The sequence below is a fragment of the Nonomuraea sp. WAC 01424 genome, assembly GCF_003947315.1.
Taxonomy (GTDB): Bacteria; Actinomycetota; Actinomycetes; order Streptosporangiales; family Streptosporangiaceae; genus Nonomuraea; species Nonomuraea spiralis.
This window is the reverse complement of record NZ_QHHZ01000013.1, coordinates 244,125-270,462: the sequence shown is the minus strand read 5'-3', so window position 1 is coordinate 270,462 and position 26,338 is coordinate 244,125. Positions and strand designations below refer to the sequence as shown.

Genomic DNA, 26,338 nt, shown 5'->3' with positions numbered 1-26,338 from the left:
ATAGCCTACCCGTCGAGCTGAAGGAAGGCGCGCTCGATCGCCTGCCTCGACACCTCCTCCGGGTACGGGAACCGCCTGATCGAGTCGCGCAACCCCTCCACGTGGGCCTTAGCGGCCAGATCGGCAACCAGGGCGAGCTCGGCCTGCTGGTTCCGGACGAAGGCCCGGTCGACCACGGCGCCGTGCCCCGGCACGAACACCTGCTCGGGCAGCGCGGCGAGCATCGCGGCCGTCGTGGCCGGCCAGTCGAGCGGGTAGGAGTCGCTGAACGCCGGTGGCGCGCCCTCCTCGACCAGGTCGCCGGCGAACACCACGCCGGCGTCCGGCACGTGCAGGACGATGTCGTTGCTGCTGTGCCCGAGCCCGAAATGCCGTAAGTGCACGATGCGCCCACCGATGTCCAGGCTGGCGGAGGTGGTGAAGGTGTGGTCGGGCGGGGCGATCGTGACCTCCTCGATCTCCGCGCGGCGGTCGGACAGGCGTTCCATGACGTTCGCGCGGTGCTGACCGCCGTAGAGGTCGATCTCCTCGGCGCACCGGACGTGGCTCCAGATCTCGCCGGGGCGGAAGAGCGCGTTGCCGAAGTAGTGGTCGAAATGCGAATGACTGTTCACGACCGTCCATGGGTGGCCGGTGATCGTACGGATCGCGTCGATCAGGTCGGCCGCCTCCCGGTGGGAGCTGCGGGTGTCGAGCACCAGGCAGTGCCCGTCGCCCACGATCAGGCCCGTGTTCATGTCGAAGGACTCATGGCGACGTACGTAAACCCGGTCGCCGACCTCCTGCCACCGCTCGTTCATGGGAACGAACCCTACTTTTCGGGCTTCCCGCCGGTCATCCCTGCAGGTAGGCCAGCACGGCCAGGACCCTGCGGTGGCCGTCGGCCTCCGGCGGCAGGTCGAGCTTGGTGAAGATGCCGGCGATGTGCTTGGCCACGGCGGCCTCGGTGACGACCAGCTCCCTGGCGATCGAGGCGTTCGAACGTCCTCCGGCGATCAGGCCCAGCACCTCCTGCTCGCGCGGGGTGAGCCTGGCCAGCGGGTCGCGCCGCCGCCGCAGGAGCTGGCGGACCACCTCGGGGTCCACGACCGTGCCGCCCGCGGCCACCCGGTCGAGCGCGTCGACGAACTCGCGTACGTCGCCGATGCGGTCCTTCAGCAGGTAGCCGACGCCCGCGCCGTCGCCGGACTCCAGCAGCTCGGCCGCGTACGTCTGCTCGACGTACTGGCTGAGCACGAGCACGGCCAGCTCCGGGAAACGGCGGCGCAGGTCGAGCGCGGCGCGCAGGCCCTCGTCGGTGAAGTGCGGCGGCATCCGCACGTCGGTCACCACGGCCTCCGGCCGGTGCTCGGCGACCGCGGCGACCAGTGCGTCCGCGTCGCCGACCGAGGCCGCGACGGTGTGGCCGAAACGTTCGAGCAGCCCGGCCAGCCCCTCGCGCAGCAACACGGCATCCTCAGCGATCACGACGCGCACGGGATCTCCACTCGTACCAGGGTCGGCCCGCCCGGCGGGCTGGACAACGACAATCTTCCCCCGACCACGGCCAGCCTGTCGGCCAGGCCGGTCAGCCCGGTCCCCTTGGCCGGGTCGGCGCCGCCCGCGCCGTCGTCGCGCACCTCGACGGCCAGCGTGCCGGCCGCCGTACGGGCGGTGACCGCCGCCCTGGTGGCGCCGCTGTGCCTGGCCACGTTCGCCAGCGCCTCGCTGACCACGTAGTACGCGGTGACCTCGACGGGGCCGGGCAGCCGGCCCAGTTCGTCGGCGTCCACGTCGACGGGCACCGGGGAACGTCCGGCCACGTCGCGGATCGCCGCGCCCAGCCCCCGGTCGGTGAGCACCTGCGAGTGCACACCCCGGATCAGCTCGCGCAGCTCGGCCAGCGCCTGCCTGGCCTCGTCGTGGGCCACGCCGAGCATCCGGGCCAGCGGGGAGTCCTCGGGCACGTCCAGCCTGGCGATGCCGAGCGTCATCGACAGCGCGACCAGCCGCTGCTGAGCGCCGTCGTGCAGGTCCCGCTCGATCCTGCGGCGCTCCATCTCGAACGCGTCCACCAGGCGCGCCCGCGACCGCATGACCTCGCTCAGCTCGGACCCGGCCGGCGCGAGCACCGCCCTGACCATCGCGCCCCGCGCCCCGCCCCACGCCGTGACCGTGTACGCCGCCACCGGCAGCAGCAGCACCCCCGCCACGCCGGCCGCCACCCCGACGACCGGGATGACCTGCGGCTGGACCACGGGCGACAGGATCAGCAACACCGGCCCCGCGACCGTGAACCCCAGCATGACCAGGTCGATCCACCACATCGCGAACACCGTCATGACCGCGACCCCGGCCTCGCGCCTGCGCCGGTCAGGCACCACCGGCAGGGGCGCGCTGTCCACCAGCCGCAGCCGCCGGCGTTCGAGCCAGGCGAGCGGCGGCACGACCAGCACCAGCAGCACCGGTACGAGCAGCAGGCCCACCGGCGGCCCGGCAAGCATGACCACCGTGACCCCCAGGCCGACGGCCGCCCCGGGCACCACGCTGACCAGCAGGTACGCCGCGCACCGCCACGGCCAGGCCGACCGGAGGAAGGCAGGCGGCCGCTGCGTGAGCGCTTCGAGCGCGGTCCTGTTTCCCACCTCGTGACCGTATCGAGGACGGGGAACGGCACGCAGTAGTGCAGGGTCTACCGTCGGCGGCTCAGCCCGCCATCAGCGGCTCGGCGGCCGTACGCAGCTCCGCGCTGAACGGCGTGGGCCGGAAGGTCTGCGGGTCGAGGTTGACGTTCACGCGGTAGCCCTCGGCGTACACGATCGAACGGTCCCGCGACAACACACGGAATCCGTAGACCCCGCTGGTACGGCCCATCCGGTCCATCCAGAAGTCCACCAGCACCTCACCCGCGCCCATGACCGGCGCATTGTACGTGATCTTGAATTCGCGTACGGCCAGGTAGAGATCCTTGAACCGGGAGACCGCCGGGTCGAAGCTCCACCCCTGCTCGGCCCAGTAGGCGGAGATCGCGCGCTCGACGAGCAGGGCGTAACGCGAGTTGTGCAGCAGGCCCATCGCGTCGAGGTCGTCGAAGTGCACCTGGACGGGTCGGGTTTGGGTCACGCGAGCTCCTTCAATCGGTCATGGACGGCACGGCGGGCCCGTTCGTAGGCGGCATCGCCCCGGCCGAGCAGGCGGGTGTGGGTGACCACGGCCTCGCCCAGGGCGTCGATCTCGTAGGCGAGCTGCGCCGGGTCGGTCTCGGGAGGCAGCTCGCCCAGCTCGACCGCCTCGCGAACCAGCCGTTCGATGAACCCGAGCCAGTCGGCCATCGCCCTGACCACCCGTTCCCGCACCGGGCCCGGACGGTCGTCGAACTCGACCTGGACGGTGAAGAAGAAGCAGCCGCCGGGGAGCACGCCGTTCTCGTAGAAACGCAGGCGGGCCTCGTGCAGGGCCAGGATGCGGGCCACGCCCCGCGGGGCCTGGAGGGCGGGTTTGACGATCTCGTCCGACCACTGGCGGACGGCCCGTTCGACGGTGTCGAGCTGAAGTTGCTCCTTGTCGCGCCAGTGGGCGAAGAAGCCTGCCTTGCTGACCCCGGCGGCCTCGGCCAGCCTGCCCAGGGTCAGCCCGTCGAGGCCGTGCACCGAGGCCAGTGACACGGCCTGTTCGAGGATCGCCTCACGGCTGCGCCGGCCGCGCGCCCGGCGACCGTCTTCCTTCACGTCGGCCATGCCGCCAGCATACATTAACGACCGATCGTTCATATTGGTGGCCCGGGCTCTGCCGGTCAGCTTCTGCCGTAACGGACCGCGACCTCGTCGAACATCCTGACCGCCGCCGCCGTGTCCACGTCCGCGAGCGGCCGGCCGAGCTGCGGGTCCTGGCCGCCGAGGCCCGACTCCCGCTCGACGATCCGGGCGACCTGGTACATCAGGTCCACGACCCGGCTCGCCGCGTCGCCGTGCCACCAGTACGGGACGCTGATCCCCCAGGCGCCCTCCCAATGGTTCACGGTGATGCCGGTGCCCTCGTGTTCGAGGTCCCAGTTGGGCGGGTCCTCGAAGATCTTCACGTCACCGAGGAGGTCGCGGGCCTGGGTGACGACGTTGTTCCAGGCCGCCAGGTCCGGCGGGCGCGGCTCGTCGCCATCGGGGCCGAAGTAGAGGTCGTAGCTCATGGTGGACGAAGGTAGTGCCGATCCCCACCGAACCTGCGCGAAATACGCCGAACAACCACAACCAGCGCAAGCACCACTCGATCCTCACCGCCGGCCGCCTCCCGGCGGACGTCGTCGACGAGTCGGGCTCATATTCTCCGGGCACGCTCACGGAACTCCAGTCCCTCGAACGTTCCCGACGTACGCCAGCGGTCGATATAGGAGAAGTACGCCGTCGCGCCCTGTGGATGGCCGATGTTGAGACGGCCCTTCATTCCCGGGTCGCGGCCCTCGTTGTTGTAGTAGCCGGGTGTGCAGTCGGCGGAGGCGCCCAGGATGCCGCCCGGCCCGGACAGCAGCAGCTCGATCCAGGCGTTCTCGGCCTCCTCGGTCACCTCGATCTCGTCGAAGCCGTGGTCGAGGGCGTGCCGGATGGTCATGGCGATCGTCCGGCCGGCCTCCGTCAGGTTGTGCGGGATGTTGGAGATGAGGTTCGCGCCCTGGGCGGGCTGGACGATGAAGGCGTTCGGGAAACCGTGCACGTGGATGCCGTGCAGGGTGCGCATGCCCTCCGCCCAGCGGTCGGTCAGCCGGACGCCGTCGCGGCCGGTCAGCTCGTAGCCGGCGCGGCGGGTGTAGTCGGTGGTGACCTCGAAACCCGAGGCGTAGATGACGCAGTCGACCTCGTACTCGACGCCGGCGACCACCACGCCGCGCTCGGTCACGCGCTCCACGCCCTTGCCGTCGGTGTCGACGAGACGGGTGCCGGGCACGTTGAACGCCTGAAGGTACTCGTCGTGGAAGCAGGGACGCTTGCAGAGCTGGCCGTACCAGGCCTTGAGCTTCGCGGCGGTCTCGGGGTCGTGGACGATCGTGTCCACGCGGGCCCGGATCTCCTCCATCTTCTCGAAGTCGCAGTCCTCGTACGCCCGCGCCATCTTCTCCGGGGTCAGGTCCTCGGGCGGGAGCGCCGCGATGCGGGCGCGGACCCGGCGGGCGATGTCGGTCCAGCCGTCCATCACCAGGTCCTCGCCGGTCAGGCCGCCGGTCTGGTTGCCGGTGAAGTTCTCCAGCCAGCGTTGCTGCCAGCCCGGGGTCGCGATCCCGGCGAACCAGGCGGGGTCGGTGGGCCGGTTGTCGCGTACGTCCACGGACGAGGGGGTGCGCTGGAACACGTACAGCTCGGCGCAGGCGCGGGCCAGGTGCGGCACGCACTGCACGGCCGTCGCGCCGGTGCCGATGACGGCGACGCGCTTGCCGGCCAGCCGGTCCATGGGCGCGCCCGAGGGGTCGCCACCGGTGTAGTCGTAGTCCCATCGGCTGGTGTGGAACGAATGCCCGCGGAAGTCGTCGATGCCCGGGATGCCGGGGAGTTTGGGTACGTGCAGCGGGCCGATCCCCATGACCACGAACTGGGCGGTGAACGCGTCCCCGCGGTTCGTACGGACGGTCCAGCGCGACCGGGAGGCGTCCCATTCCAGGTCCTGGACCTCGGTGTGGAAGAGGGCGTCGTCGTACAGGCCGTAGTGCTTGCCGATGCGGCGGCAGTGTTCGAGGATCTCGGGGGCGTGCGCGTACTTCTCGGTCGGCATGTGGCCGGTCTCCTCCAGGAGCGGCATGTACACGAACGACGCGGTGTCGCACTGGGCTCCCGGGTAGCGGTTCCAGTACCAGGTGCCGCCGAAGTCGCCGCCCTTCTCGACGATGCGCACGTCGTCGATGCCCGCCTCCTTGAGCCGGGCGCCGGTGACGAGCCCGGCGAACCCGCCGCCGACGAAGGCGACCGTCACGTGGTCGGTCTTCGGGGCGCGTTCCGTCCTCGGTGTGTACGGGTCGTCGAGGTAGTGGGCGAAGCGGCCGGTGAGGCGGACGTACTGGTCGTTGCCGTCAGGTCGGAGCCGTTTGTCGCGCTCTTCGAGGTATTTGCGGCGGAGGGCTTCTTTGTCCATGCGTCCTCCGGGGACGACGAGGTACCGAATTCCAGAATGTCATTCGCGAATCTCGTTCGACAAGGGCCGCGGGAGGCGGGCCCGTACCCGGGCGAGGACGGACGGGCCAGGCTCGACCTGTGCCCGCACCTCGTCCGGCGCGACTTCGGCTCAGCGGCTCCCTACGGGCGCAGCGCCCTGAGCGCGCTCTCCCAGACGTAGGTGTCGTTGCCGTCGCCCGTGCTCGGGTCGTGCGGCTCGAACTGCCCGGGGCCGAGCAGGACGTGCACGCCCTCCGCGCGCAGTTCCGCGACACTGCGCAGGAAGGGCGCGCGGGCGGCGAGCGCGCTGTTGACGAAGGGCAGGACGACCACGGGGATGCCGAGCCCCGGAGCCTCGGCCAGCAGGCCCAGCGCGTAGGTGTCGGCGATGCCCCCGGCGAACTTGTTGATCGTGTTGTACGTCGCCGGCGCCACGATGATCGCGTCGGCCCTGGGCGGCCTGGGCTCGTGCGGCTTGCGGTAACGGCTGCGGACCGGGCGTCCCGTCCGGCGTTCCAGCTCGGGCACGTCGATGAAGTCGAGCGCCGACGGCGTGGCGACCACCTGGACGGTCCACCCCTCGTCCTGGGCCGGGCCGACGAGCCGGCCCACGTCGCCGGCCGGACCGGCCGCGCACACGATGACGTAGAGGCTCCTGCCGGGGGTGGTCACGCGGCTCGCCGCCGTGTGGGTGTCTTCACGGTTGAGATCGTAGAGCGCCCGCCGGGGCTTCGACGTCCCGTACGCGGGCGGCGACCTCGTGGGTCAGGTGGCGGGCCAGCACCTCCAGGGCGGCGACGACCTCGCCGACCACGCCGGGGTCCGGGTCCGCGAGTGCCGCGCCGAGCGCGTCGTCGATGGTGGCGGCCCGGACCTCGGCGACCCGGGCGGAGGGCGTCGCGGCTGGACGGATGAGCCGCCGCCGCCGGTCGGCCGGATCGGACGCGCCCTCGACCGACCCGGTCGACTCCAGCCGGGCGACGGCCGTGGACACCTGGCTCTGCGGCAGGCCGGTCCGCGCCGCTACCTCGCTGACCGTCGTGCCGGGATGGGCGACCACGTCGCCGAGGACGACGAGCACCGTACGGACCGAGCCCCGCGCGCCGTCCCCCTTGGGCTGGGGCATCGCCTGCTCGCCGATCTTCATGAGGGTCCGGCCGAGCAGGAAGAGTTCGACTCCGTTCATGGGCCCAGAATACATCTAACTTGATACATCTAATTCGATGGATTATGGTCTGGAGGCGAGATCACGTCCAACCGAGGAGACTCCGCCATGACCGTCCTTTCCGTCCCGGGTGCCAACCTCCACTACCAGGTCGAGGGCAGCGGGCCCGTCCTGCTGCTGTCCCAGAGCGGCGAGGGCGACGCCGACCGCACCGTCGACCTCGTGCCGCTCCTGGCCGACACGTTCACGGTCGTCACCTACGACCGGCGCGGCCTGTCACGCAGCGTCCTCGACCCGGCCGCGCCGCCCGTCACCATGGCCGACCACGCCGACGACGTGGCCCGGCTGCTCGCCGAGGTGGCCGACGGGCCCGCGCTGATGGCCGGGTTCAGCATGGGCGCGGCGATCGGCCTCCAGGTCGCCGCAAGTCATCCCGGCGTGCTCGGCACGCTGATCGCGCACGAGCCCGTCATGCCGAACCTGCTGCCCGACGCCGGCCGCGCCGACCACGTGGCCGAGCTGACGGCCATCCAGCAGGCGTACGCGGCCGGCGGGCTGACGGCGGCCCTCCCCGCGATCACCCGGCACCTCGGCATCGACCCGGCCCACGACGAGACCGAGGACGGGCTCACCCCGCAACCGCTGACGGCCCGGCGGCAGGCCAACTTCGGGTACTTCATCGGGACGGAGTTCACGGCGGTCACGAAGGATGCCCTCGACCCGGCGCGGCTGGTGCACACCGGGACGCGGGTGATCCCGGCGATCGGCCGTACGACCCGACCGTCCGTGCACACCTACCGCTGCGCGCTCGCGCTGGCCGAGCTGCTCGGAGTCGAGCCGGTCACGCTTCCGGGCGGCCACAACGGCAACACCGCCTTCCCCCACGCGACCGCCCGGATCCTCAAGACGCTGCTCACCACCCCCGAAGCCCTCGGCGAACAGGCCTCGGACCTCTGACGGGTAGCCGGGATGGTCAGCGGCAGGTACGGAGCATGTTCGCGAGGGCCACGCGCTCGCTTCGCGTGACGGACAGGCGGTAGTGGTGTTTCACGGTGATCCACGAGGTCGCGTAGCGGCACCAGTAGGCGCGGCGGCGCGGGCGCCAGCTCTGCGGCCCCTGCCCGCCCTTGGCGATGTTGGCGGAATGGCTGACGGTGACCAGCTCAGGACGGGTGAGGTCGTTGGCGAAGGCCCGCCGTCGCGCCTGGCTCCACCTCTTGGCGCCGGAACGCCAGGCGTAGGCCAGCGGTACGACGTGGTCGACGTCCACCAGGCGCTCGCTCTTCAGTCGTTTCCCGTCGTACGGGCTGTACCAGACGCCCTTGACCGGGTGGCAGGCGGCGTTCCTGCGTACCCGCCGGCCGTCGCGGGCCAGGACCGTCTCCCGTACGTCGCACCTTCCCTTGTGGCGTCCCCACTTCGGCTGGAACCGGCGATGGCTGTAGCCGCGCAGCGATAAGGGCCTGGCGACGCGGAGTTGCGCCAGCATGCGGCGGGCCCGTGCCGCGGCGGCGTCGGCCTCGGCCCGCGTACGGACGCGGGCCTGCGCGGACGCCGGCTGCGGGGCGGCGATGACAGCGGCGATCGGGATGACCAGGAACGCGAGGACGGCCAGCAGGACGGCCCGTCTCAGGAAGATCATGCTTTACCCCATACCCACCCGCGGCGGACGTGCTCCAAGTGGATGGCCAGCCCGCCGCAAGCGGGGGTGCGTACCTTCCAGACCATGAGAAAGAGCCTTCCCCTCCTCGCCCTTCTGACGGCCGCCGCCGTGTTGCCCGCGGCCGCGCCCGCCTCGGCCTCCTCCAGCGGACAGGCCAGGACCCTCTCCTTCCGCGGCATGACCCTGACGATCCCCGCCGACTGGCAGGTACGCCGCGAGGGTGACCACGTCGTGGTGGTGACCGGGTTGTTGTGCAAGAAGGCCGAGCCGTTCGCCCCCGACTGCGAGAGCTTCTGGATCTTCGGGCCGAAGGAGTACACGAACGTGCCCGTCGGGGGCGGTTCCGTCACGTACACGGGGAAGCAGCAGTTCCATCCGTTCAGCGGCGTGATCCCCTGCCCGTTCAACTCCAACCAGAGCTGGTATCCCGGTGAGAAGGCGTCCTACCGGGGGCTGCGGCCGGTGGGCGCCGGGCACAAGGCCCAGTACACCACCTGGCCGAACAGGTGCGTGACGAACAACACCGGCCGTACGACGGCGAAGTGGACCCAGCGCGAGTGGTTCCTGCCGCAGTCCAAAATCCTGGTGGTGGACGTCTGGAACACGTACGGGCTGCCGGGGGTGCTCAAGCGGGCCCGCTGGACGTGACGAACCCCCATCAGGCCGACGACGAGGACGGCGTCCAGCCGCGGGAGCTGGGGGCCTACTTCGTGCTCCGCGAGGCCGTCAGCCTCCTCGAACACCAGGTGGAACAGCAACTACGCGCCGACGGCGGCCTCAGCCCCGTGCAGTTCCAGCTCCTGGCCCGCCGCCAGCACGCCCCCGGCCCCCTGACCATGACCCAGCTGGCCGACGGCGTCGTCTACAGCCGCAGCGGCCTGACCTACCAGGCCGCCCAGCTGGAGAAGGCCGGGCTCGTCACGCGCGGCGCCACCCCGCACGACGAACGCGCCACCCTGGTCACCATCACCGACGAGGGCCGGGCCGTGCTGGACCGCGTCCTGCCCGGCCACGTGCGGCTCTCCCGCCGCCTGCTGTTCGATCCCCTGTCCGACGCGGACGTCCACCGACTCGGCGACATCATGACCCGTGTACGCGACCACATGCGCACCCGTCCGCCCCGCTCCGCCGCCCCGCGCGGACACGGGCCCAAGCCCGCCGCCCCGGAATCGTGACGCGCTTGGTCATCGGCGACGGGTACGCGGCGTACGAGGGGCCGTCGACCGACAACTCCCTCCACCGTCACGCCGCCTTCCAGGTGACCGCCGCCGTGGAGGGCGAGGTGGTCGTCCTCGACGAGCACGGGACGGCTCACCGCGGTGCGGCCCTGATCATCCCGCCCATGATGCGGCACCGCATGCCGGGGGCGCCGGTCGTACGCATCTGGTTCGTCGAACCGCAGTGCTCGTTCGCGTCCGGACTGCGCGAGCGCTGCGGCGCCGGGATCACCCCGGCCGCCGACCTGCGCGGCCTGCGCGAGGAGGACGTACGCCCCGCCGGGCCACCGCAGTCGTCGGGCGCGCCCAGCCCGCGCCTGAGGGCGGCGATGGAGGCGCTGGCGGCCGGCGGGAACCTCCCGATCAGCCGCGCGGCCGAGGCCGCCGGTCTGTCCCCCCAGCGCCTGCGTGCCCTGGCCAGGCTGCACCTCGGCATGCCGCTCGCCCGGTGGCGCATCTGGCGGCGGCTCACGCACGCGGCCCACGCGCTGGCCGAGGGCCGGTCGATCGCCGAGGCGGCGCTCGACGACGGCTTCGCCGACCAGGCCCACTTCCACCGGCAGTTGCGCGACATGCTGGGACTCACGCCCGGCACCGTCCTGCCGCTGCTGCGCGCGTCAGCCGCAAGTGGCGTCGAAGACGCGTAAGCCGCGGGCGGCGACGTAGAGCGTCAGCTGCGGGTGGCGACGTAGATGGAGATCGAGCCGGTCACCGTCCCCACGACCTCCGCCTCGCGTACGTCGCCGAACCCCGCCTCGGTGATCAGCTCGGGCAGGACGCCGTCGGCGTTGGGCTGGGTGTCCCGCACCCCGTCGGCCAGTTGCACGGTACGGAACGCCAGCCGCATCGCCGCGGTCCGCTGGAGGCCGTAGTCGGCGATCACCAGCCTGCCGCCGGGCCGCAGCACGTCGTGCGTCGAGGCGAGGATCGCGCGTTTCACCGGGAGCGGACACTGGTGGAGCACCAGGCTCGACACCACCGTGTCGGCCGAGCCCGCCCCCAGCAGTCCGGCCAGCTCGTCCCCCATGCCACGCCGCCATTGGGGTGCCGTTCCCCCTGTCCCGCCCGTTCCGCCCGTTCCGCTCTTGCGTCGGGCCAGGGCCAGTGTCTCCGGGTCGGGGTCGACGCCGATGATCCGCGCCCGTGGTTCGAGCCGGTGGAGCAACATCGCCTGCGAGCCGGTGCCGCAGCCGACGTCCACGATCGTGTCGTCGGGCCGCGGCGCGACGTGCATGGCCACCAGGCTGCGCCACAGCCGCTCGCGCGTCAGGGCGACCACGGAGTCGTACAGGCGGGTGAGACCGAGGCGGCCGAGGGCTGGGGTGAAGGTCTGCTGAGACATGAGCGCAGTCTCGGCCGCGCGCCACTTCCCGGTCTTGAACAAAACGCTCGAACGGCGACCGCCGCGGCTATTCACACCCCTTGGTCGCGGTCTCGATTCCTCGGAGCCCGTATTCCGTCAGGAGCCTCAGGCCTTTCTGCCTGCATCCGTAGTCGAACACCTGACTGACCCCCGGCATACCCGCCAGCCGGGTACGCGAAGAACCCCACCGTACGCCGGGCCGCATCCGCAGCCGATAGGACTCCGGCATGTCCGACTCTCTGACGGCCTCGACCAGCGCCGGATTTGCCGCGTACATCTCGGCGAAGTTCCGGTAGGCCGTCTTCTGGTCCTCGAACTCGTACGATTCGAGCCCCGGAATGCGCTCGACGAAGGCCACGATCGCCTTCTTCTCCTTTGCGGTGGCGGCCGCCTTGTTCGCCTTGCCCCGCCCATGCCGGCATCCAGGATCGGCCGCATCCCGCATGCAGAGAAGCACCGAGACCTCCACCAGCTGGAACGGAGACGCCGCCTCGACGTGCTGCTTCGCCTGGTCGACGACCAGCGCCACCCCCGGCCGCGAACGCGCCGACGTCGCGATGCGCCGACGATCGGCCGCCTCCGTCACCCGTACCCGGAACGACTCCGGCAGGTCCTTGGCCCGCACCTTCTCCTTGCCGGCGAACTCCCGCCGCAATGCCTGGTACGACGCTTCCCGGCTCACGAACCGCACCTCGGTGACCCCGGGCATCGCCCTGAGAAACGTCTCGACGTCCCGCCGCTGTTTCGCGGTCGCGTACCGCTTGCCACAATCGGCGGCGGACGGCGTACACAGGAAGACCGCGATTTCCCGGTCGTTCCCGGGAACAGGTTCCGCCCCGGCCGGCACGACCTGCGCCGCCATTCCGGAGAATGCCACGACGGCCGCGACCGCCACCCGCCATAACCAGCGCTTCACCGAACTCCTCATTCTGCGATCAGGCTTCCGGGAACGCGACACCGCTTCCCGGAATTGCATGATCGCATCAACCCCGAGGACGTGAGCTCTCCGAAGCTGGTGGTACCGTAAGCGTTATGCGGATGATCCACTCATTTCTCGGCTGGTGGCGCCCCTGACAGGGCGGCACTGCTCATCCGCGCAGACCTGAACCAAGCGGCCGCCCAGTCCCGGGCGGCCCGTCGGTGTCACGGTGCCTCGGCCGACCCAGGACGTGAGGCGGCTCCCGACCTGAGGGAGCTCCACCGATGCCACGACGACTCACGGGCTTCACCCCGTCCGGCGACCTGCACCTCGGCAACTACTTCGGCGCCATAGCCCCGATCATCGCCCAGCAGTCCACCACGGACACCGTCGTCTTCATCTCCGACCTGCACGCGCTCACCCTGGACCACGACCCGGCCCTCGTCCGGCAGCGGACCCTGGAGTTCGCCACCCTGCTGCTCGCGGCCGGTACGGACCCCGAGTCCTGTCTGTTCCTCGTCCAGTCGCACGTGCCCGAGCACACCGAACTGCACTACCTGCTGGAATGCACCACCGGCTACGGCGAGGCCCAGCGGATGATCCAGTTCAAGGAGAAGTCCAGCCGCCAGCAGCAGGTACGCATGTCCCTGCTGACCTACCCGATCCTCATGGCCGCCGACATCCTCCTGTACGACACCGACGAGGTCCCGGTCGGCGAGGACCAGCGCCAGCACGTGGAGCTCGCCAGAACCGTCGCCCAGCGGTTCAACACCCGATATGCACCCGTTTTCACCGTGCCCACGACGGTCAACCCGCCGGTGGCCGCCCGGCTCATGGACCTGACCTCCCCCACCGACAAGATGAGCAAGTCGGCCGCCTCACCCGGCGGCGCCCTGCGCCTGCTCGACGCCCCGGACGTACTCCGCCGCAAGGTCATGCGCGCGGTCACCGACGCGGACAACACGGTGGCGTACGAACCGGACCGCAAACCCGGCGTCTCCAACCTTCTGGCCATCCTGGCCGCCTGCACCCACGGCGACCCGAAGGAACTGGCCACCCGGTTCAACCGCTACGGCGAGCTCAAGGAGGCCGTGGCCGACGCGGTCGTGACCACCCTGACGCCCGTCCGCGACCGCTACCTGCGCCTGTCGGAAGACCCCGGCCACGTCCAGAAGGCCCTGCGCGCCGGCGCCGAACGAGCCCGCGACCTGGCCACCGCCAAGATCCGCCGGGCCAAGGAGGCCATCGGCCTGCTACCCGTCTGACTGCGACACCCCGAACCGCCCGACCGCCTCTGAACCCGCCCAGAGGCGGTCCCCACCCGCGGATCCCGTGACGCCTTCCACCCGGGACCTCCTCGCCCTGCCGCGCACCCTTCGACGTACGGGGGCGGCCCGCGGGTCGTAGCCGGACCATCGAACCAGGGCGATGGCGAGACCGACGACGACCGTGACCACACCAGAGGCGAAGGCCAGGAGCGCCACGAGGCTCTCGCCGTCCGGATCCCCGATACCGGGAGGATCTCCGTCGATCCAGCCCATCGTGGCCCATGCCAGCGCGGCGACGATCACACCGAACACGCTCGTGACCGCCCCCAGCACGAAGCCGGGAGGACGGGACCACAAGCCCAGGGCGGCGAGCACCAGGCCGGCCACCAGCCCGACAGGGACGGCGATGAACTGGCCCACCTCCAGCAGGATCAGGGCACTGAGCCGCGCCTGCTCGAGATCCTCGCCGCGTCGCAGCCACATGAGCGGCATCACCACGCCGCTGAGAAGGCCGATCGCCAGTAACCGGAGCATCGCCACGTACAGCATGATCCTGGATCGCCGTCCGGCACGCACCTGCGATCGCGGGGGTGGTTCCGTTCGTCTGGGCTGTTCGTCCGGGCTGTTCGTCCGGGCTGTTCGTCTGGGCTGTTCGTCCGGGCTGTTCGTCCGGGCTGTTCGTCTGGGCTATTCGTCGAGCGTGAGGTCGGCCAGCTGGCCGCGGGCGGTGACGCCGAGCTTGGGGAACGCCTTGTACAGGTGCTGGCCCACGGTGCGCGGGCTCAGGAACAGGTGCGCGGCGATGTCCCGGTTCGACAACCCCGTGGCGGCGAGCTGCACGATCTGCCGTTCCTGCGGGGTGAGCCGCACGAATCGGTCGGCGCCGGTGCGGCGCGGCGCGCTCCAGCCCGTGGCGCCCAGTTCAGTACGCGCCCGCTCGGCCCACGGCTCGGCGCCGAGGCGTTCGAAGACCTCCAGCGCGGCCCGCAACTGCTCCTGGGCCTCGCCGGTGTGGCGGGCCCTGCGCAGCCACTCCCCGTACAGGAGTTCGGTACGCGCGCGGTCGAAGGGACGTTCGTGGGCGGCCAGCGCGGCGCGGAAGTGCGCGCCGGGGTCGTCGGAGCCCTCCAGCAGGGCGCGGCATCGGGCGACCAGGGCGTCGGCCCAGCGCTGATCCAGCATCGCCGCCCAAGCCTCCAGCCGGGCGAACGGCTCCGCCGCACGGGCGATCCTGCCGCTGCGCAGCGCGGCCTCGACCAGGTCGGGGACGTGATGCATGGCCTCGATCCGGTTGCGGGACCGGCCGTAGACGAGCGCCTCCAGGCTGAGCAGGGCCTGCTCGGAGCGTCCTTGGCCGAGGTCCAGCAGGGCGAGCGCGCCCGGGTGCGCCGTGGCCGGGTCGAGCGCCTCGCCCCGGACCGCCGCGTACTGGTCCAGCAGCCCGGCGGCCTGGCGCGCCCACGCGGGCTGGCTGGTGTCACCGGCGATGGCCACGGCCTCGCTGGCCAGGCCGCGTGCCTCGGCGTGGCGGCCGCGCGCGTACTCGACCCGGGAGAGGAACGTCAGCGCCTGCGGCAACAGGCCGACCATGCCCTCGGCCCGGATCGTGGCGGTCGCCGCGGAGGCCAGCATGTGGGTACGGGCGTCGTACTCGGCCAGGCCCAGCCCGCCGGTCAGCAGCAGCCCGCGACGGTCGGCCTTCGCCAGCGCACGGGCCGACTCCACCACCTCGGCCAGGGGCGGAAGCCCGTCAGCCGGCCGCCCGAGCGCCATGGCGATGAACCAGCGCGACAGCTGGTGAACCGGGACGACCTCGTCGCCGGGCGGCACCTGGAGCGCGTCGAGCTGTTCGGCGGTGCGCCAGGCCATGTCGCGATCCCCGTCGAACCAGATCATGGACGCGGCGTCGAGCAGAAGCCAGGCGGCCGAGCGCGGGTCGACGGCCCGCAGATGGTCGACGCCCGCCGACAACATCGCGTGCGCTCCGGTGAGAAGTCCCTCGCCGTAGTCGGAGCAGGCGCGTACCCAGATCAATCGGGAGGTCAGCTCCGTGTCGGGATTGCCGGCGCCCTCGGCCAGGTCCCTGGCCCGGTCGAAGCAGCCGCTGAACTCGGTGGCCTCGGCGGCCAGCGTGAGCCTGCGCGCCCGGTCCGCGACCTCTGGACTCAGCGCGGCGGCGCGCTCGTAGGCCGCCGCGGCGGCGGCGTACCCGCTGCGGGAGTGGGCGCGGGCGGCGGCCCATCGGCCCGCCCCCGCGAGGAGCCGATGTAGCCGGACGCCGGCGAATTCCTCTTCTTCAGCGTCGCGACGCCGACGGCCGCCAGCCACATCGCGGCGATGCCGTTGAACATCGCGACCGCGCCCCAGCCGTTGGAGGCGTAGAACTCCGACGAGTTGAAGCCGAAGAACATCGACGGCACTCCGGCCAGGTGCAGTGCGGCGATGGCGAACGACGACCCGCCGACCCACCGGGGAAGCGCGCGGGTGCGCAGCACCGCGTACCCGAAGGCGACACCGAAGACCACCAGCATCAGGTGGCTGATGGAACCGTAGAGCAGGTAGGTGGGTACGGTGCGGGTCGGGTCGATCAACTCGGTGGCCTTGATGGCACTGCTGCCTTCGAACCCCTTGGCGACCATGTCGACGATCGTCCATGCCACGCCGGCGGTACCGGCGACCGCGCCGAACCACTCGTACCGGGCGTCGGCCCGCGTGATCAGAGACCGGACCCCGGCCATGAAGACCAGGAACAGCGTGAGCGCGAAGAAGTTGAAGAGCGTACGGGTGAGGATCAGCCAGTCCGGCATGAGGGCGCCGGTCTCGACACCGCAGGCCGGGGGGTCACACGCAGGGACCACGAAGTAGAGGGGAAGTTCGGCCATCGCGAAGACGGCGCCGAGGATCGCGGCCCAGCCGATCCAGCGGCGGGCCACGGCCGGGAGGTGAATCTGTGTCGGTAATGAAGTGTTCATGGCATGCACAGTATCAACAACTGTGCAAGGCGTCTACTATTTAAGGGAGATCTTCGAGAGGATGCCGGCCATGACCCCACGCAAGAGCTCCGGACGCGACCTCACGCGAGATCGCGAGATCGCGTCCGATCGCGCGCACATCGATGACGCCGACCTCGAAGCGCTGCCGCCGGGCCTGGCCGCGGCCTGGGGCGTCGTCGACACCGGGGGGCGGCGCGGTCCGAAGCCGGCGCACAGCGTCGAGAAGATCATCGCGGTCGCGACGGAACTGGCCGACGAGGAAGGCATCGCCGCCGCCTCGCTGCCGAAGGTGGCGGCCCGAATCGGCGTGACCACCAACGCGCTGTACCGCTACGTCAGCTCCAAGGACGAACTCATCGTGCTCCTGGCCGACCGCGCCTGGGGCGACCCGCCCGCGCTGCCCGACGACGATTGGCGAGAGGCGGCCGCGCTGTGGTCACGCCAGCTGTTCGAACGTTTCCTCTCCCGTCCATGGCTGCTGGACGTACCGACGACCGTCTCCCTGACTCCGCACAACGCGGCCTGGCTGGATGCTCTGATCACCGCACTCGGGTCGACCGGCATGGAGGCGCAGCAGATGCTGAACTGCGCGTACCTCCTGGACAGCCACGCCCGCTACGGCGCCAACCTGCGGCGCAACACTCCGACACCCGCCGCGTTGCGCCGCGCGAACCCTGATCAGCAACGAGCGGTACGCGCGGTCCGCGTGTTCCTGGACAGCCAACTCCGTTCCCGCAACCTGAACGCCGTCGCGGACGCCATGGAGGACCCGATGTTCCTTTCCGACGAAACCCCGCTCGACGGCTTCGAATTCGGCCTCGCAAGAATCCTCGACGGCATCGAGGCGCACGTTCAGCAGTGAGGACGTCCCAACAGCCGGCCCATCACACGGAAGGTCGCCGACGCGGAAAGCCCCATCACCCCGCGTCGGCCCAGCCGCCTGTCTCGGCTTCCTTCCGTTCTTGATCACTTCCGATACGCTCCGGCCGTGGAAATCCGTTCAGGGTTCGTAAAGGTCATCGTCGGCCTGGCGGTGACAGCTCTCCTGCTGGGCGGGCTCGGGTACATGACCCTGAGAACATTCTCCGGCCCAGAAGGCACTTCCGAAGAAGAGGACCTGATCCCGCTGCTGGCAGCGCAGAGGATTCTCACCGCCTATCCGCAAAAGGCCGTGGCCCGCGACGGCTACAGCGGGTGCTTCCAAGACGACCCGTTCCCCTACGCAGGCAGGTTCTACGAGTTCCCCGGCCCCAAGGAGGAGTACACCACCTTCTACGAGACCGCGGCCAAGACGGACGGATGGCGGCCGGTCATCACCGAAGAGCCCTCGACGAACACCTGCTACACCAAAAGATCGAGGAGGCCACAGCCTTCCTCCTGGTCGAAGCGCACCGCGTCGACGGCGTCGAGGGATACGGCATCAACATCTCCGCCTCCTACAGTGGTGTCCCCGAGGACGGCGGGATCCTGTGCTGAAACCGCCTCACAAGAAGTGAATTGCCAATCCTCAGCCCCGCCCCAAGATGTGAGGGCGTGGAGTGGTCAGCGGTGACGAATGGCCGCTTCAATTCGAAGAGTCAACCCGACCAGAACCACGAGCATGAACACTCCGAGAACCTGCCACGGAGGCTCACCCTCTGCGATAAACAGAGCTCCCCCGCAAAGAGCCAGGCCCAGCAGCAGAATAAGGGTGCCACACAGACGAACAGTGTCAATCTTGTCCGCCTCGGTGGGTGGGGTTGTATGGAGCACCGTTCATCTCCTCCCTGCCGCGGTCATGGCGAGAGCATCCCACGCTGATCCACGATCCGGAAGGTACGCAGGCGTTCGCTCAAGCTGCTCCACTCCGTTCCCGATTGGGCTATCGGGAAGGCGATGAAGCAAGACGAGGTTCGACAGGAACATCCTCGAACTTGCGCGCCGTACCCGAGGAACGTGCCGGCCGGCAATCCCAAGCGCTCATCGTGGCGCCCGGTGTCCCGTCACCGGCGGAGACCCGGCCCCCAGGCCGCACGCCCGGACGGCAGGCGGGCGGAGGGCCGGAAGTACGGCGACGCGCCGCGCCCCGTTCGATCCCTGCGAGATCAATTCGGCGGCCCGGACGGGGGCGGGTCTCCGGTCGTGCTCGGCGCCTATGTCTCGCTTCGGCTCTCCGCTCATGGTGGGACGTTCTTCCTGTGCACCCGGCGGGCGAGCCGCCCTCCCATCGTCGTGCCTCTGGGGTCAGGAAGTGGGGCGACCGCGTTCGACGGCGGTTGGGTCGGAGGTCGCGGTGGGGTCGGCGGCTGGGCGATCGTAGACGCCGACCGACCACCCGCCCGGCTGCTCGCCGACCTCCGCCGAGAGACGTTCGAGCACGTCCGGGCGGGGAAGCGAGGCCCTGGCCGCCTGCTCGTCACACGTATCCGTCGTCTTCGTGAACGCCCGGCAGCGGCCGAGTTCTTCGGCGACCTTGGCGACGGGGGCGTCCGGGGGGAAGACCCATACCTGGATCGTCTGCCGGCCCTTGAGCCATTTGGCGGGCGCCGACAACCGGTCCTGGTGGCCTCCCATGCCGGCTCCGCACCGCCCGGACGTACCGCCCGATTCACCGCCCTTGAGCGAGATCCGGACGACGACCCAGGCTCGGGGATCAGCGCAAACCACCTTGTAACCGGTGGAGACGCTTGTCGGTGTGAACGTCACGGTCCGGCGGCCGCCTGTCGTACCGAAGCGCTGGGAGTGGATGAGGGGAAGCGTGAACCTCTCGGCACCCCGCACCACGAGAAACTTCTCGGGCAGTTCCGGCGGCGTCTCGATCCGCGCCGAACTGGGCGGCTGGGCCACCGCGGCCTGATCGGTCCGGTCGGGGCCCGTCAGCATGACGGCAGCGGCGGTGGCGACGGCCAGCACCCCGACGTTCAGCGAACGTCGGGCCCGCCGTATCCGGCGGCCTCGACGGAGGATCGCGTCGAGGTGGGGGACCGGTTCCCTACCGGTCGCGTCGTGGGCGTACGTGTCCAAGAGCGTGCGCAGGTTGCTCTCCGTGTGCCTCATCGCTGGAGCTCCTCCAGGTTCATGGTGCGGATGTCCGGATCGACGCGCAGACGGGTCAGGGCCCTGCCGAGCTGGCTCTTGACCGCGCCCAGCGAGCAGCCGAGGATGTCGGCGATCTGGGTGAGCGTCCGTCCCTCGAAGTAGTGCAGGACGATCACCGCCCGCTGGCGTGGCGACAGGGTGGCGATGGCTTTCCACAGCGCCGCCTGGTCCTCCACGGCGGCGGCGTGATCCTGCGGGACGGCCGTCTCGGGCAGGGTTTCGACCGGGACCTCACCGCGCCACAACCGGCGCCACCAGGTGGCGTGGGTGTTGACGATGATGCGGTAGACGTACGGATCGGGGTTGCCTTCGATCCGTCGCCAGGCCACCCAGGCCTTGGCCAGCGCTGTCTGCACCAGGTCCTCGGCCGCGCCCCAGTCCCGGGTTAGGAGGTACGCCATCCGGCACAGCCGTAGATGGCGATGCGCCACGTACTTGGCGAACCCGTCGTTCATCAGTCATCTCCGTCTCGTCGTCTCCGGCGATGACTACAACCTGGGAGGCACGTACGGATGACAGGTGTTCGTACTGAAGTCCAGCCAGGCCCGACGGGTTCCTGCGCAGCGACGATGCCGTCGTCCCATCACCTGGACCGTTCTGGCTCCACGAACTTTGACGACACCGGCAGGTCCGCCGCCTAATTTCCGATCGTCGTCTTCAGCTTCACCGCCGAGAGCCTACGGCTCCGGGAGAGACGGCAAAATAAGGCCCTGGCGGCGCTGCGCACATGCTCGTACTCGCCTGCGCACATCAAGAAGTACGCCGACAACCGACGAAACGAGTCTGTTCAACAATGGCGGGTCGGGGTTCAGCTCTTCGCGGATTCAGCTTCGCTGGGCGGACGAAGCTGTCGAGGTTCGGCACGGTGTAGAGCGGGCCTCGCCTTCTAGGTTGTTGCCCAAGCGATGCAGCAAGCTCGTCGCTCCCGGGAAGCACGCCTGGCCAGAGCGCCGATCCAGCCTTGTTTCTGACTACAGCACACGTCCGACAGAGTCCGATATTCACGTTCGTGACGGATATAATCCTTAGAGCCCAGAATAAATCGCCTGTTACGCAATTGCAAAAGAAATGATCGACACGCTATAGTGCTCCGTCTCAGCCGGCGATGGACCACGATAGAGACAATCGATGTCATTGCGCGCTCTGCTCATTGCAGTCATTCTGCTCGCGTCCGGTATCGCGGTGGTGCAGACACTGAACCTGTCGACCACTGTCAGGGCTGTGCTGTCTGTAGCCGCGGCCCTGCTTGCCGCAATGACACTTTTCCTGCTGGTCAAGAACTTCAGGAAAAACCGTATCGGTCGAACTGATACAGATGCTGCCTCATCCGGCAGCGCCGAGGCGGCACAGTCCGCAGTGGGAGCCGTTAACAGTTCCGGGCTGACCCTCGGAGTTGTCGCCATTGGAGTTGCAAGTTTCGCCGCAACGAACGTGCTCGGCCCCATCATCAACCGGTACTTCCCAGAATCGGCGTCTATGTGGACGACCTTCTTGACAGCAGTGCTCTCGACATTGAGTACCAATGGCCGATCATGAGTGACTGCGACGTCCGTACGGCGGTGGCTATGCAAGCGGGTGGGCGCTCCCTTGGAAGCTATTCATTCACCTTCCGCGAAGATCCGAGGGTGACAGTGGCAAGCGCCGGCGGGATGGCATGGGACGCGGGTGGTATCGTCCTGAGTTTTTCTGCGAAAAAGAACCGCAATGTCGTCGTCCACAGCATATCTCCGATTATTTTGGGGATCGAGGACAGGCCGCGTGTCGCATGGGTCTTGCAAAAGACCAAGGGATGCGGCGGCGGTGATGATTCCCCTTACCTCCTCCTCAACCTCAAGCATTCGAAGTTGCTGATCGTCAAGGGCAAGAATAAGTTTGACAGTTCGGCAGCAAGCGGACCCAAGATTCGGGATTTCCCAGTCAGCACGGAGAAGCCGATCACCGTTCCCCTTGTCGTGGAGGCGTGCTCGGGGCTATATCGATGGATGCTTAAGGTTGAATATTCGGTGGATGGAGTACGGAAGGAGCAAACCATCGGCTCCGAGAAGAAGCCTTTGCTTGCTGCAGGCGGCATCGCCGGAGTCCCGATCTACGACATCGTCCCGGCGAAGTCAGGCGTCGGGCGGACTGTAGAAGCTACTGGCAAGACCACTGGCAGGAACTGCGGCAGGTAAACATGGATGAACACTTTGGTTTTCCCGCAAAAAGCATGGTTTGCTTTCTGAGGCATCTGCTCGCAACCATTGCTTTATGCGGGCCACTCGTCGCAGGGTGCGCGTCCTCCCCTTACGGAGACGCTCCCGTACGAGACAGCTGGAGATACGTGCCGACTGAGAAAATGAATGTCGAAGGAGGTGCGTTCTTTCCGGACTCAATCGAGCAATCAGGAGATATGCTCATTGCCGTCGGAGACACGCAATCCTCGGACGTGGTCACTCTCAGATCCTGGTACTCCAAGAACGGATTCGACTGGCGCATCGGCAATCTTCACGTTACACGGAAGGCCCCAATATCCCAACTCAAAGCAACGCTCATTCACCGGGGGAGCGGTTTTTTGCTGCTCGGCCTCGCTGCACGAGACAGCGGATTGGATCACGCATTTGCGCTTCAGTCGAGCGACGGAGTCAACTGGACAGAGTTTCCGCCTGTCCCAAGCAGGCACTATCTCATGGCGCCTTATGTAGCCTCAGCAGAGGAAGGTGTCCTGGCCATGAATGACGACATCTGGCTCTCACGAGTTGGATCGACGCGTTGGGAAGCAGTCCCGAATCCCTTCACGAAGTGCGGGCCACAGAATCTGTTCGGCGACGCTTTCGGCACCTCTGCTGTGGCAACCTGCAAGAATAAACCTACAGCGAAGACCCGAATCAGCCTCCTGTCGATACAAGGAGCACTCCCACCACGTTTGGTGACGATACCGGAGCTTGTCGTGGTTTCAGGCATGACGACGATCAACTCCCAGGTGTTGTTGGCGGGCTACAAGCCAGCGGAAGATCAGGGAATCATCGACATGCCCGGGGAGTCCGAAGAGGAGGATTCTCATAGTGAGAAAATAGAAGCCGTCTGCTATCTCACGAAAGACGAGGGGCGAACCTGGGCCGAGTTGCGCCCTCTTCCAGTGCCCAAAGGGAGCTTGGCCGAACCGGGAAGCGCTTTTACGGTTGGAGCTAATTATCTGGTCACCGGATCGATCGGAGACTTGGCACGAAACGTCGAGCACCCAGCGGTCTGGGTGAAGTCATTTTCTTCCGACGACTGGCAACTGCACCGCCTACCTCCACTGGAGACCGACCAATGGTCCTTCGGGACGATCGCACAGATCGACGGTAAGATCATTATCTCTACTCATCTGAATTATCAGTCCACGATAGCCGGCTTCTACATCAACTCCTAAAATGATATACCACCTTAAGATTGACAAGGCTACCCAAGGCCGCGCTGCTGCACACCCATCCTCTGACGATATCCATATCTCCTGAATCCGCCACGAGCGCCTAACAGAATAGTCTCTGGCGTTGTTTGATCTCTCGCCATACTGAGCCTTTTTCATCTGGCAGCCGCGCAGCTCATGGCAAATGGGTGAACTGGCGAAAAAAGGCGCTAATGATCAAACCTCAAGGGATTGTCGCGATCGCCCGGCGAGGCTTGCCGCTGCCGCCAGTGGACACCCCGGATACCGGCCAGGTGTCTGCTGCCATCCGCATCCGCCACCGATGCACGTAATCCCAGAGGCCGGCCTGCGTCCGCGGCATGTCCAGCCATTCCTGCGCCGCGCGCTTGAACTCGCGCAGGGCGAGGCCCTCGCTTTCGGGCCCGTAGTCGACGGGCCAGCCGTCGAGGATGTCGTCGATGTCCATCCAGATGCAGTAGATGCTGCCCGCCGGCCACAGGTCCTCCCCATGGGGCGATTCCAAACAGTGGTACGTCACGTCATAGACAAAGTCACCCGCCCGTCTCACGTCGTCACTGGCGAGCATGCAGTGCATGAGTGGATCCAGCTCTGCCGCGAGTCCGGCGAGCAGGTCCAGGTCTACGTGCTGGGGGTCGGTCATGGCTCCAACATCGCAGGCGAGTGCTTAACTGCTTGTGGCCAGCTTGGCCGGGACCCAGGTGATCACTGGACTCATCGGTTCACCTGTCATGGGCTGCGACTTCAGGATGCAAAGGGCTCAGTGAGCGTGAGACTAGCGTGGGTGGCCAAGCCTAGGCCTTGGGAGATCAGTGACGAGCTATGGGCGGTGGTTGAGCCGTTGCGGCCTCAGCGTTAACACCGTTTCCGCCATCCCCGACGTAACCGGTTGGGCAGTCGGCTCGTGCAGAACCTCCGCCGGGTGGCGGGCTACGACGACCAGTACTTCGCCACGGCGGAGCCGCAGAAGCGGCTGGCCCCGCATCTCCACCTGGCGCCGCGCTGGTGGCCAGACCTCTAGAGCGCCCCGATGGACGAACGACCTTGACCCCGTGGCCCAGGTCTGCTCAGCTTGTCCCGGACCGATGGCGGGCGGGACGATCAGGCTTCCACCTCAGCCACCTGCGGACAAGACACTCGATGCGCCGATCACCCGGAGCCGGAGGCACTGTTTAGTTGGGTGATGCAGCGGGAGGGTTGGCGGCATGGATGTGCGGCGATCTTTTTGGTATCAGCTCGGGTCTGCGTGCACCTTCATCTTCTGTGGGTGGAGCGGGGCTGGTGTGGTGTTCGGGCTCTCCGGGTTTCGCGGGCCCATGCCGGATGCTTGGCTGACAGGGATGTGGGTGTTTCTGTCGCTGAGCATTCTGCTCAAGCTTGTTGCCGGAGTCGTATACCTGGCACGGAAGCGAACTAGCCAGGATGTGAAGGACGCCCCAGTCGTTGAGTGACCGATCGCCGGGATACCTGGACTGGCTCACTGGCTAGAGAAGCGTGTGCGGCAGCTCGACCAGTCGATTGTGGCGCCAGACGGTTCAGCCATGGGTAACGGTGACGCGTTGGCTGGCTGCGGAGACATCGATGCGGGGCACACAGCGGCGCGACGCGCCGCCGTATGACGCCGGAACCGTCAAGGTAGAACGGCAGCTCATCCAGAGGGACTCACCTTCACCGACGCCAAGTCAGCGGCAGGCAAGCGAACCGTCGCCATCCCGGGCCTGATCACCGACGAACTCAAGGTCCAAAGGTTCGTACTTGCAAAGGCTGAGCCGACGGTTTTACAGCGCGTGCCCGTTCCGATCGAGAGATCGACCCCTGTCTGCGGCATGACGATGCTTCACCACCGCCGACTCCGTGATCATTGCACGCTTATTACACAGGGCCACGCTGAGGCAGAACCGTCAGGCGACGGTGTCACCCTTCGTTGCGTCTACTGCTGGCGGGCCGGCGGTCTTTCCTATGAGCAGAGCAAAGAGCAGGGCCGTAAGCATGAAGCCGGTAACTGCAGGGACCGCTATGAAGAGGGAGAGCGAGAGATTCTCATCGGACACCCAGGGGTCGTAATCCGGCTGGATGTAGGCGACCCCCAGCATGGCGAAGGGCGCCATCAGCCCAACGATCGGCCACGCAGGCAGGCGAGCCAGCAGGGCGGCCACCATGCTGAGCGGGAACGGTGCCAGCGCGAACGCCATCGCCAGCTTGAGCTCGGAATCCGAATCACGGGCCGGCCACTGGAGGAGGAGCAGCAGTAAGAACGCCACCGCTGCCCCTGCCAAGGCGGACCTCAAGAGAAGACGCACAACGTGATTGTCGATGATCAGGGACCACCAGGTCGATATCGAGGTAACTGCTCTGCTGAACTTCGACGATCAGTATGGGCTGGCCCTGCTGCCGTCCTTCTGATCAGGCATTCTGGAGCATGTGACTACGCCGCAACTTCCCCACTCGCTGCCACACTTCTTCGACTGCGGCTGCCCGGACATCTACTTCTGCCCAGCGTCCGACGAGGTCGAGTGCCCTCGCCACAGCGGTTTCTCCACTTGCTGCGACAACATAGGCGCTCACATCCCCTTGCGGACGCACACGCCTCCCACCTGACGTTGTCTCCTTCACCGAGGGGAACGACATCCGGACTGGTCGGCGGACATATCTCAGTTGAGGGAACTGCCAGGCTCCAATCAAGTCATGCCGTCCGGCCCGGCCAATGTCGAGGACCAGGCCGCCCTGGACAGGTCAGGCACAAGCCATGCACGTTCCGGCAGGTCATCCCTGAGTCACCGGGCATCCTGGACCCGCGCCAGCGGGCCCTACAAGCGTGACACTGAGATCATCCCGTCTGCCATCGCCCCACCCGAAAGGGAAGCGGGCCAGGGCCACGGGTCAAGGGTGGAGCGCCCCACCGGACGAACGTCCCTTGACCAGCGAATCGCCGACGCCCTGAGCGCTCGCGTCGAGGCCGAGAAGGCGAAGATCACCAAGGGCTAATGGCACGTTAATGGCACGAACGCCGCTTCTCGCGATCGGGTAAGCGACGCTTTGGCTGGTGGAGCCTAGGAGATTCGAACTCCTGACATCCTGCCTGCAAACGGGAGCCAGTCACGACGTAGAGGGCTCCTCGCCCTGTTGAAGAGGCAGTTACGGGCCGGTGACGTGTGG

The 26,338-nt window shown here is 68.1% G+C and carries 29 protein-coding genes; 10 read left to right on the top strand and 19 right to left on the bottom strand.

What is annotated here, in order from left to right:
• Window positions 1–5 precede the first annotated feature (5 nt).
• The 9 genes from DMB42_RS33635 to DMB42_RS33595 form a co-directional block, all read right to left on the bottom strand.
• Complete coding sequence (locus tag DMB42_RS33635) at window positions 6–800, bottom strand: MBL fold metallo-hydrolase (protein WP_125640942.1); 795 nt, start codon at window positions 798–800, stop codon at window positions 6–8.
• A gap of 34 nt (window positions 801–834) precedes the next feature.
• Window positions 835–1,476, bottom strand: a complete 642-nt coding sequence (locus DMB42_RS33630) for a response regulator transcription factor (protein ID WP_221762473.1) — start codon at window positions 1,474–1,476, stop codon at window positions 835–837.
• Entirely contained in the window at window positions 1,464–2,624 is a 1,161-nt protein-coding gene (locus DMB42_RS33625; RefSeq protein WP_125640938.1) for a sensor histidine kinase, read from the bottom strand. The genes DMB42_RS33630 and DMB42_RS33625 overlap by 13 nt, the downstream gene beginning before the upstream one ends.
• Window positions 2,625–2,685: 61 nt before the next feature.
• Window positions 2,686–3,102, bottom strand: coding sequence for a thioesterase family protein (locus DMB42_RS33620; RefSeq protein ID WP_229823891.1), 417 nt, complete (start codon window positions 3,100–3,102; stop codon window positions 2,686–2,688).
• Window positions 3,099–3,716 carry a TetR/AcrR family transcriptional regulator gene (locus DMB42_RS33615; RefSeq protein WP_185844993.1) on the bottom strand — a complete coding sequence of 206 codons (618 nt, stop codon included), beginning with the start codon at window positions 3,714–3,716 and terminating at the stop codon, window positions 3,099–3,101. The genes DMB42_RS33620 and DMB42_RS33615 overlap by 4 nt, the downstream gene beginning before the upstream one ends.
• Window positions 3,717–3,772: 56 nt before the next feature.
• Window positions 3,773–4,162: a hypothetical protein gene (locus DMB42_RS33610; protein ID WP_125640936.1), complete on the bottom strand. Its 390-nt coding sequence runs from the start codon at window positions 4,160–4,162 to the stop codon at window positions 3,773–3,775.
• A gap of 128 nt (window positions 4,163–4,290) precedes the next feature.
• Complete coding sequence (locus DMB42_RS33605) at window positions 4,291–6,090, bottom strand: NAD(P)/FAD-dependent oxidoreductase (RefSeq protein WP_125640934.1); 1,800 nt, start codon at window positions 6,088–6,090, stop codon at window positions 4,291–4,293.
• A 161-nt stretch (window positions 6,091–6,251) separates the two neighbouring features.
• Window positions 6,252–6,782 (bottom strand): flavoprotein, encoded by a 531-nt coding sequence (locus DMB42_RS33600; RefSeq protein ID WP_125640932.1) that lies wholly within the window; start codon window positions 6,780–6,782, stop codon window positions 6,252–6,254.
• Between the two features lie 25 nt (window positions 6,783–6,807).
• Complete coding sequence (locus DMB42_RS33595) at window positions 6,808–7,296, bottom strand: MarR family winged helix-turn-helix transcriptional regulator (protein ID WP_125640930.1); 489 nt, start codon at window positions 7,294–7,296, stop codon at window positions 6,808–6,810.
• Window positions 7,297–7,383: 87 nt separating this feature from the next.
• Between DMB42_RS33595 and DMB42_RS33590 the strand changes: the two genes are divergently transcribed.
• The gene (locus DMB42_RS33590; RefSeq protein ID WP_125640927.1) at window positions 7,384–8,232 is read left to right on the top strand and encodes an alpha/beta fold hydrolase; all 849 of its coding nucleotides are present in this window, start codon (window positions 7,384–7,386) and stop codon (window positions 8,230–8,232) included.
• A 16-nt stretch (window positions 8,233–8,248) separates the two neighbouring features.
• Here the strand turns inward: DMB42_RS33590 and DMB42_RS33585 are convergent, their stop codons facing one another.
• Window positions 8,249–8,917, bottom strand: a complete 669-nt coding sequence (locus DMB42_RS33585; protein WP_125640925.1) for an HNH endonuclease family protein — start codon at window positions 8,915–8,917, stop codon at window positions 8,249–8,251.
• An 84-nt stretch (window positions 8,918–9,001) separates the two neighbouring features.
• On the opposite strand from DMB42_RS33585, the gene DMB42_RS33580 reads away from it, so the two are divergent.
• The 3 genes from DMB42_RS33580 to DMB42_RS33570 are packed head-to-tail and all read left to right on the top strand — an operon-like array spanning window position 9,002 to window position 10,802.
• Window positions 9,002–9,586 (top strand): hypothetical protein, encoded by a 585-nt coding sequence (locus DMB42_RS33580; protein ID WP_125640923.1) that lies wholly within the window; start codon window positions 9,002–9,004, stop codon window positions 9,584–9,586.
• A complete protein-coding gene (locus DMB42_RS33575) occupies window positions 9,583–10,113 on the top strand; it encodes a MarR family winged helix-turn-helix transcriptional regulator (protein WP_125640920.1) in 531 nt (176 codons plus the stop codon). The genes DMB42_RS33580 and DMB42_RS33575 overlap by 4 nt, the downstream gene beginning before the upstream one ends.
• The gene (locus DMB42_RS33570; RefSeq protein WP_221762472.1) at window positions 10,110–10,802 is read left to right on the top strand and encodes an AraC family transcriptional regulator; all 693 of its coding nucleotides are present in this window, start codon (window positions 10,110–10,112) and stop codon (window positions 10,800–10,802) included. Before DMB42_RS33575 ends, DMB42_RS33570 begins: the two co-directional genes overlap by 4 nt.
• A gap of 23 nt (window positions 10,803–10,825) precedes the next feature.
• On the opposite strand, the gene DMB42_RS33565 is transcribed toward DMB42_RS33570, so the two are convergent.
• Together DMB42_RS33565 and DMB42_RS33560 are read right to left on the bottom strand one after the other, a co-directional pair.
• Window positions 10,826–11,497 (bottom strand): class I SAM-dependent methyltransferase, encoded by a 672-nt coding sequence (locus tag DMB42_RS33565; RefSeq protein ID WP_125640918.1) that lies wholly within the window; start codon window positions 11,495–11,497, stop codon window positions 10,826–10,828.
• Between the two features lie 67 nt (window positions 11,498–11,564).
• Complete coding sequence (locus DMB42_RS33560) at window positions 11,565–12,434, bottom strand: permease-like cell division protein FtsX (RefSeq protein ID WP_125640915.1); 870 nt, start codon at window positions 12,432–12,434, stop codon at window positions 11,565–11,567.
• A 287-nt stretch (window positions 12,435–12,721) separates the two neighbouring features.
• Between DMB42_RS33560 and trpS the strand changes: the two genes are divergently transcribed.
• Window positions 12,722–13,702, top strand: coding sequence for a tryptophan--tRNA ligase (trpS, locus tag DMB42_RS33555; RefSeq protein WP_125640912.1), 981 nt, complete (start codon window positions 12,722–12,724; stop codon window positions 13,700–13,702).
• Here trpS and DMB42_RS33550 read toward each other — a convergent pair.
• The 3 genes from DMB42_RS33550 to DMB42_RS55335 form a co-directional block, all read right to left on the bottom strand.
• On the bottom strand, window positions 13,691–14,239 hold the full coding sequence (locus DMB42_RS33550; protein WP_125640909.1) for a hypothetical protein: 549 nt from the start codon (window positions 14,237–14,239) through the stop codon (window positions 13,691–13,693). The genes trpS and DMB42_RS33550 overlap by 12 nt on opposite strands.
• A gap of 153 nt (window positions 14,240–14,392) precedes the next feature.
• Window positions 14,393–14,887: a LuxR family transcriptional regulator gene (locus DMB42_RS55340; RefSeq protein ID WP_260478117.1), complete on the bottom strand. Its 495-nt coding sequence runs from the start codon at window positions 14,885–14,887 to the stop codon at window positions 14,393–14,395.
• A 983-nt stretch (window positions 14,888–15,870) separates the two neighbouring features.
• Window positions 15,871–16,677 (bottom strand): hypothetical protein, encoded by an 807-nt coding sequence (locus tag DMB42_RS55335; protein ID WP_260478100.1) that lies wholly within the window; start codon window positions 16,675–16,677, stop codon window positions 15,871–15,873.
• A 70-nt stretch (window positions 16,678–16,747) separates the two neighbouring features.
• Here DMB42_RS55335 and DMB42_RS33540 point away from each other — a divergent pair, with 70 nt between their 5' ends.
• Together DMB42_RS33540 and DMB42_RS33535 are read left to right on the top strand one after the other, a co-directional pair.
• Entirely contained in the window at window positions 16,748–17,560 is an 813-nt protein-coding gene (locus DMB42_RS33540) for a TetR/AcrR family transcriptional regulator (protein ID WP_185844991.1), read from the top strand.
• Window positions 17,561–17,686: 126 nt separating this feature from the next.
• Complete coding sequence (locus DMB42_RS33535; RefSeq protein ID WP_125640900.1) at window positions 17,687–18,250, top strand: hypothetical protein; 564 nt, start codon at window positions 17,687–17,689, stop codon at window positions 18,248–18,250.
• 671 nt (window positions 18,251–18,921) lie between these two features.
• On the opposite strand, the gene DMB42_RS33530 is transcribed toward DMB42_RS33535, so the two are convergent.
• Window positions 18,922–19,734: a hypothetical protein gene (locus DMB42_RS33530; protein WP_125640897.1), complete on the bottom strand. Its 813-nt coding sequence runs from the start codon at window positions 19,732–19,734 to the stop codon at window positions 18,922–18,924.
• Window positions 19,731–20,231, bottom strand: coding sequence for a SigE family RNA polymerase sigma factor (locus DMB42_RS33525; protein ID WP_125640895.1), 501 nt, complete (start codon window positions 20,229–20,231; stop codon window positions 19,731–19,733). Before DMB42_RS33525 ends, DMB42_RS33530 begins: the two co-directional genes overlap by 4 nt.
• A 673-nt stretch (window positions 20,232–20,904) precedes the next feature.
• Here DMB42_RS33525 and DMB42_RS33520 point away from each other — a divergent pair.
• From DMB42_RS33520 to DMB42_RS33510, 3 genes are all read left to right on the top strand, one after another.
• Window positions 20,905–21,312 carry a hypothetical protein gene (locus tag DMB42_RS33520; protein ID WP_125640892.1) on the top strand — a complete coding sequence of 136 codons (408 nt, stop codon included), beginning with the start codon at window positions 20,905–20,907 and terminating at the stop codon, window positions 21,310–21,312.
• Window positions 21,255–21,947: a hypothetical protein gene (locus DMB42_RS33515; protein WP_185844990.1), complete on the top strand. Its 693-nt coding sequence runs from the start codon at window positions 21,255–21,257 to the stop codon at window positions 21,945–21,947. Before DMB42_RS33520 ends, DMB42_RS33515 begins: the two co-directional genes overlap by 58 nt.
• Window positions 21,948–22,096: 149 nt before the next feature.
• Window positions 22,097–23,167 (top strand): hypothetical protein, encoded by a 1,071-nt coding sequence (locus tag DMB42_RS33510; RefSeq protein ID WP_125640886.1) that lies wholly within the window; start codon window positions 22,097–22,099, stop codon window positions 23,165–23,167.
• A 220-nt stretch (window positions 23,168–23,387) separates the two neighbouring features.
• Here the strand turns inward: DMB42_RS33510 and DMB42_RS33505 are convergent, their stop codons facing one another.
• Together DMB42_RS33505 and DMB42_RS33500 are read right to left on the bottom strand one after the other, a co-directional pair.
• Window positions 23,388–23,825 carry a hypothetical protein gene (locus DMB42_RS33505; RefSeq protein ID WP_125640883.1) on the bottom strand — a complete coding sequence of 146 codons (438 nt, stop codon included), beginning with the start codon at window positions 23,823–23,825 and terminating at the stop codon, window positions 23,388–23,390.
• A gap of 1,258 nt (window positions 23,826–25,083) precedes the next feature.
• A complete protein-coding gene (locus DMB42_RS33500; RefSeq protein ID WP_125640880.1) occupies window positions 25,084–25,443 on the bottom strand; it encodes a hypothetical protein in 360 nt (119 codons plus the stop codon).
• Window positions 25,444–26,338 lie beyond the last annotated feature (895 nt).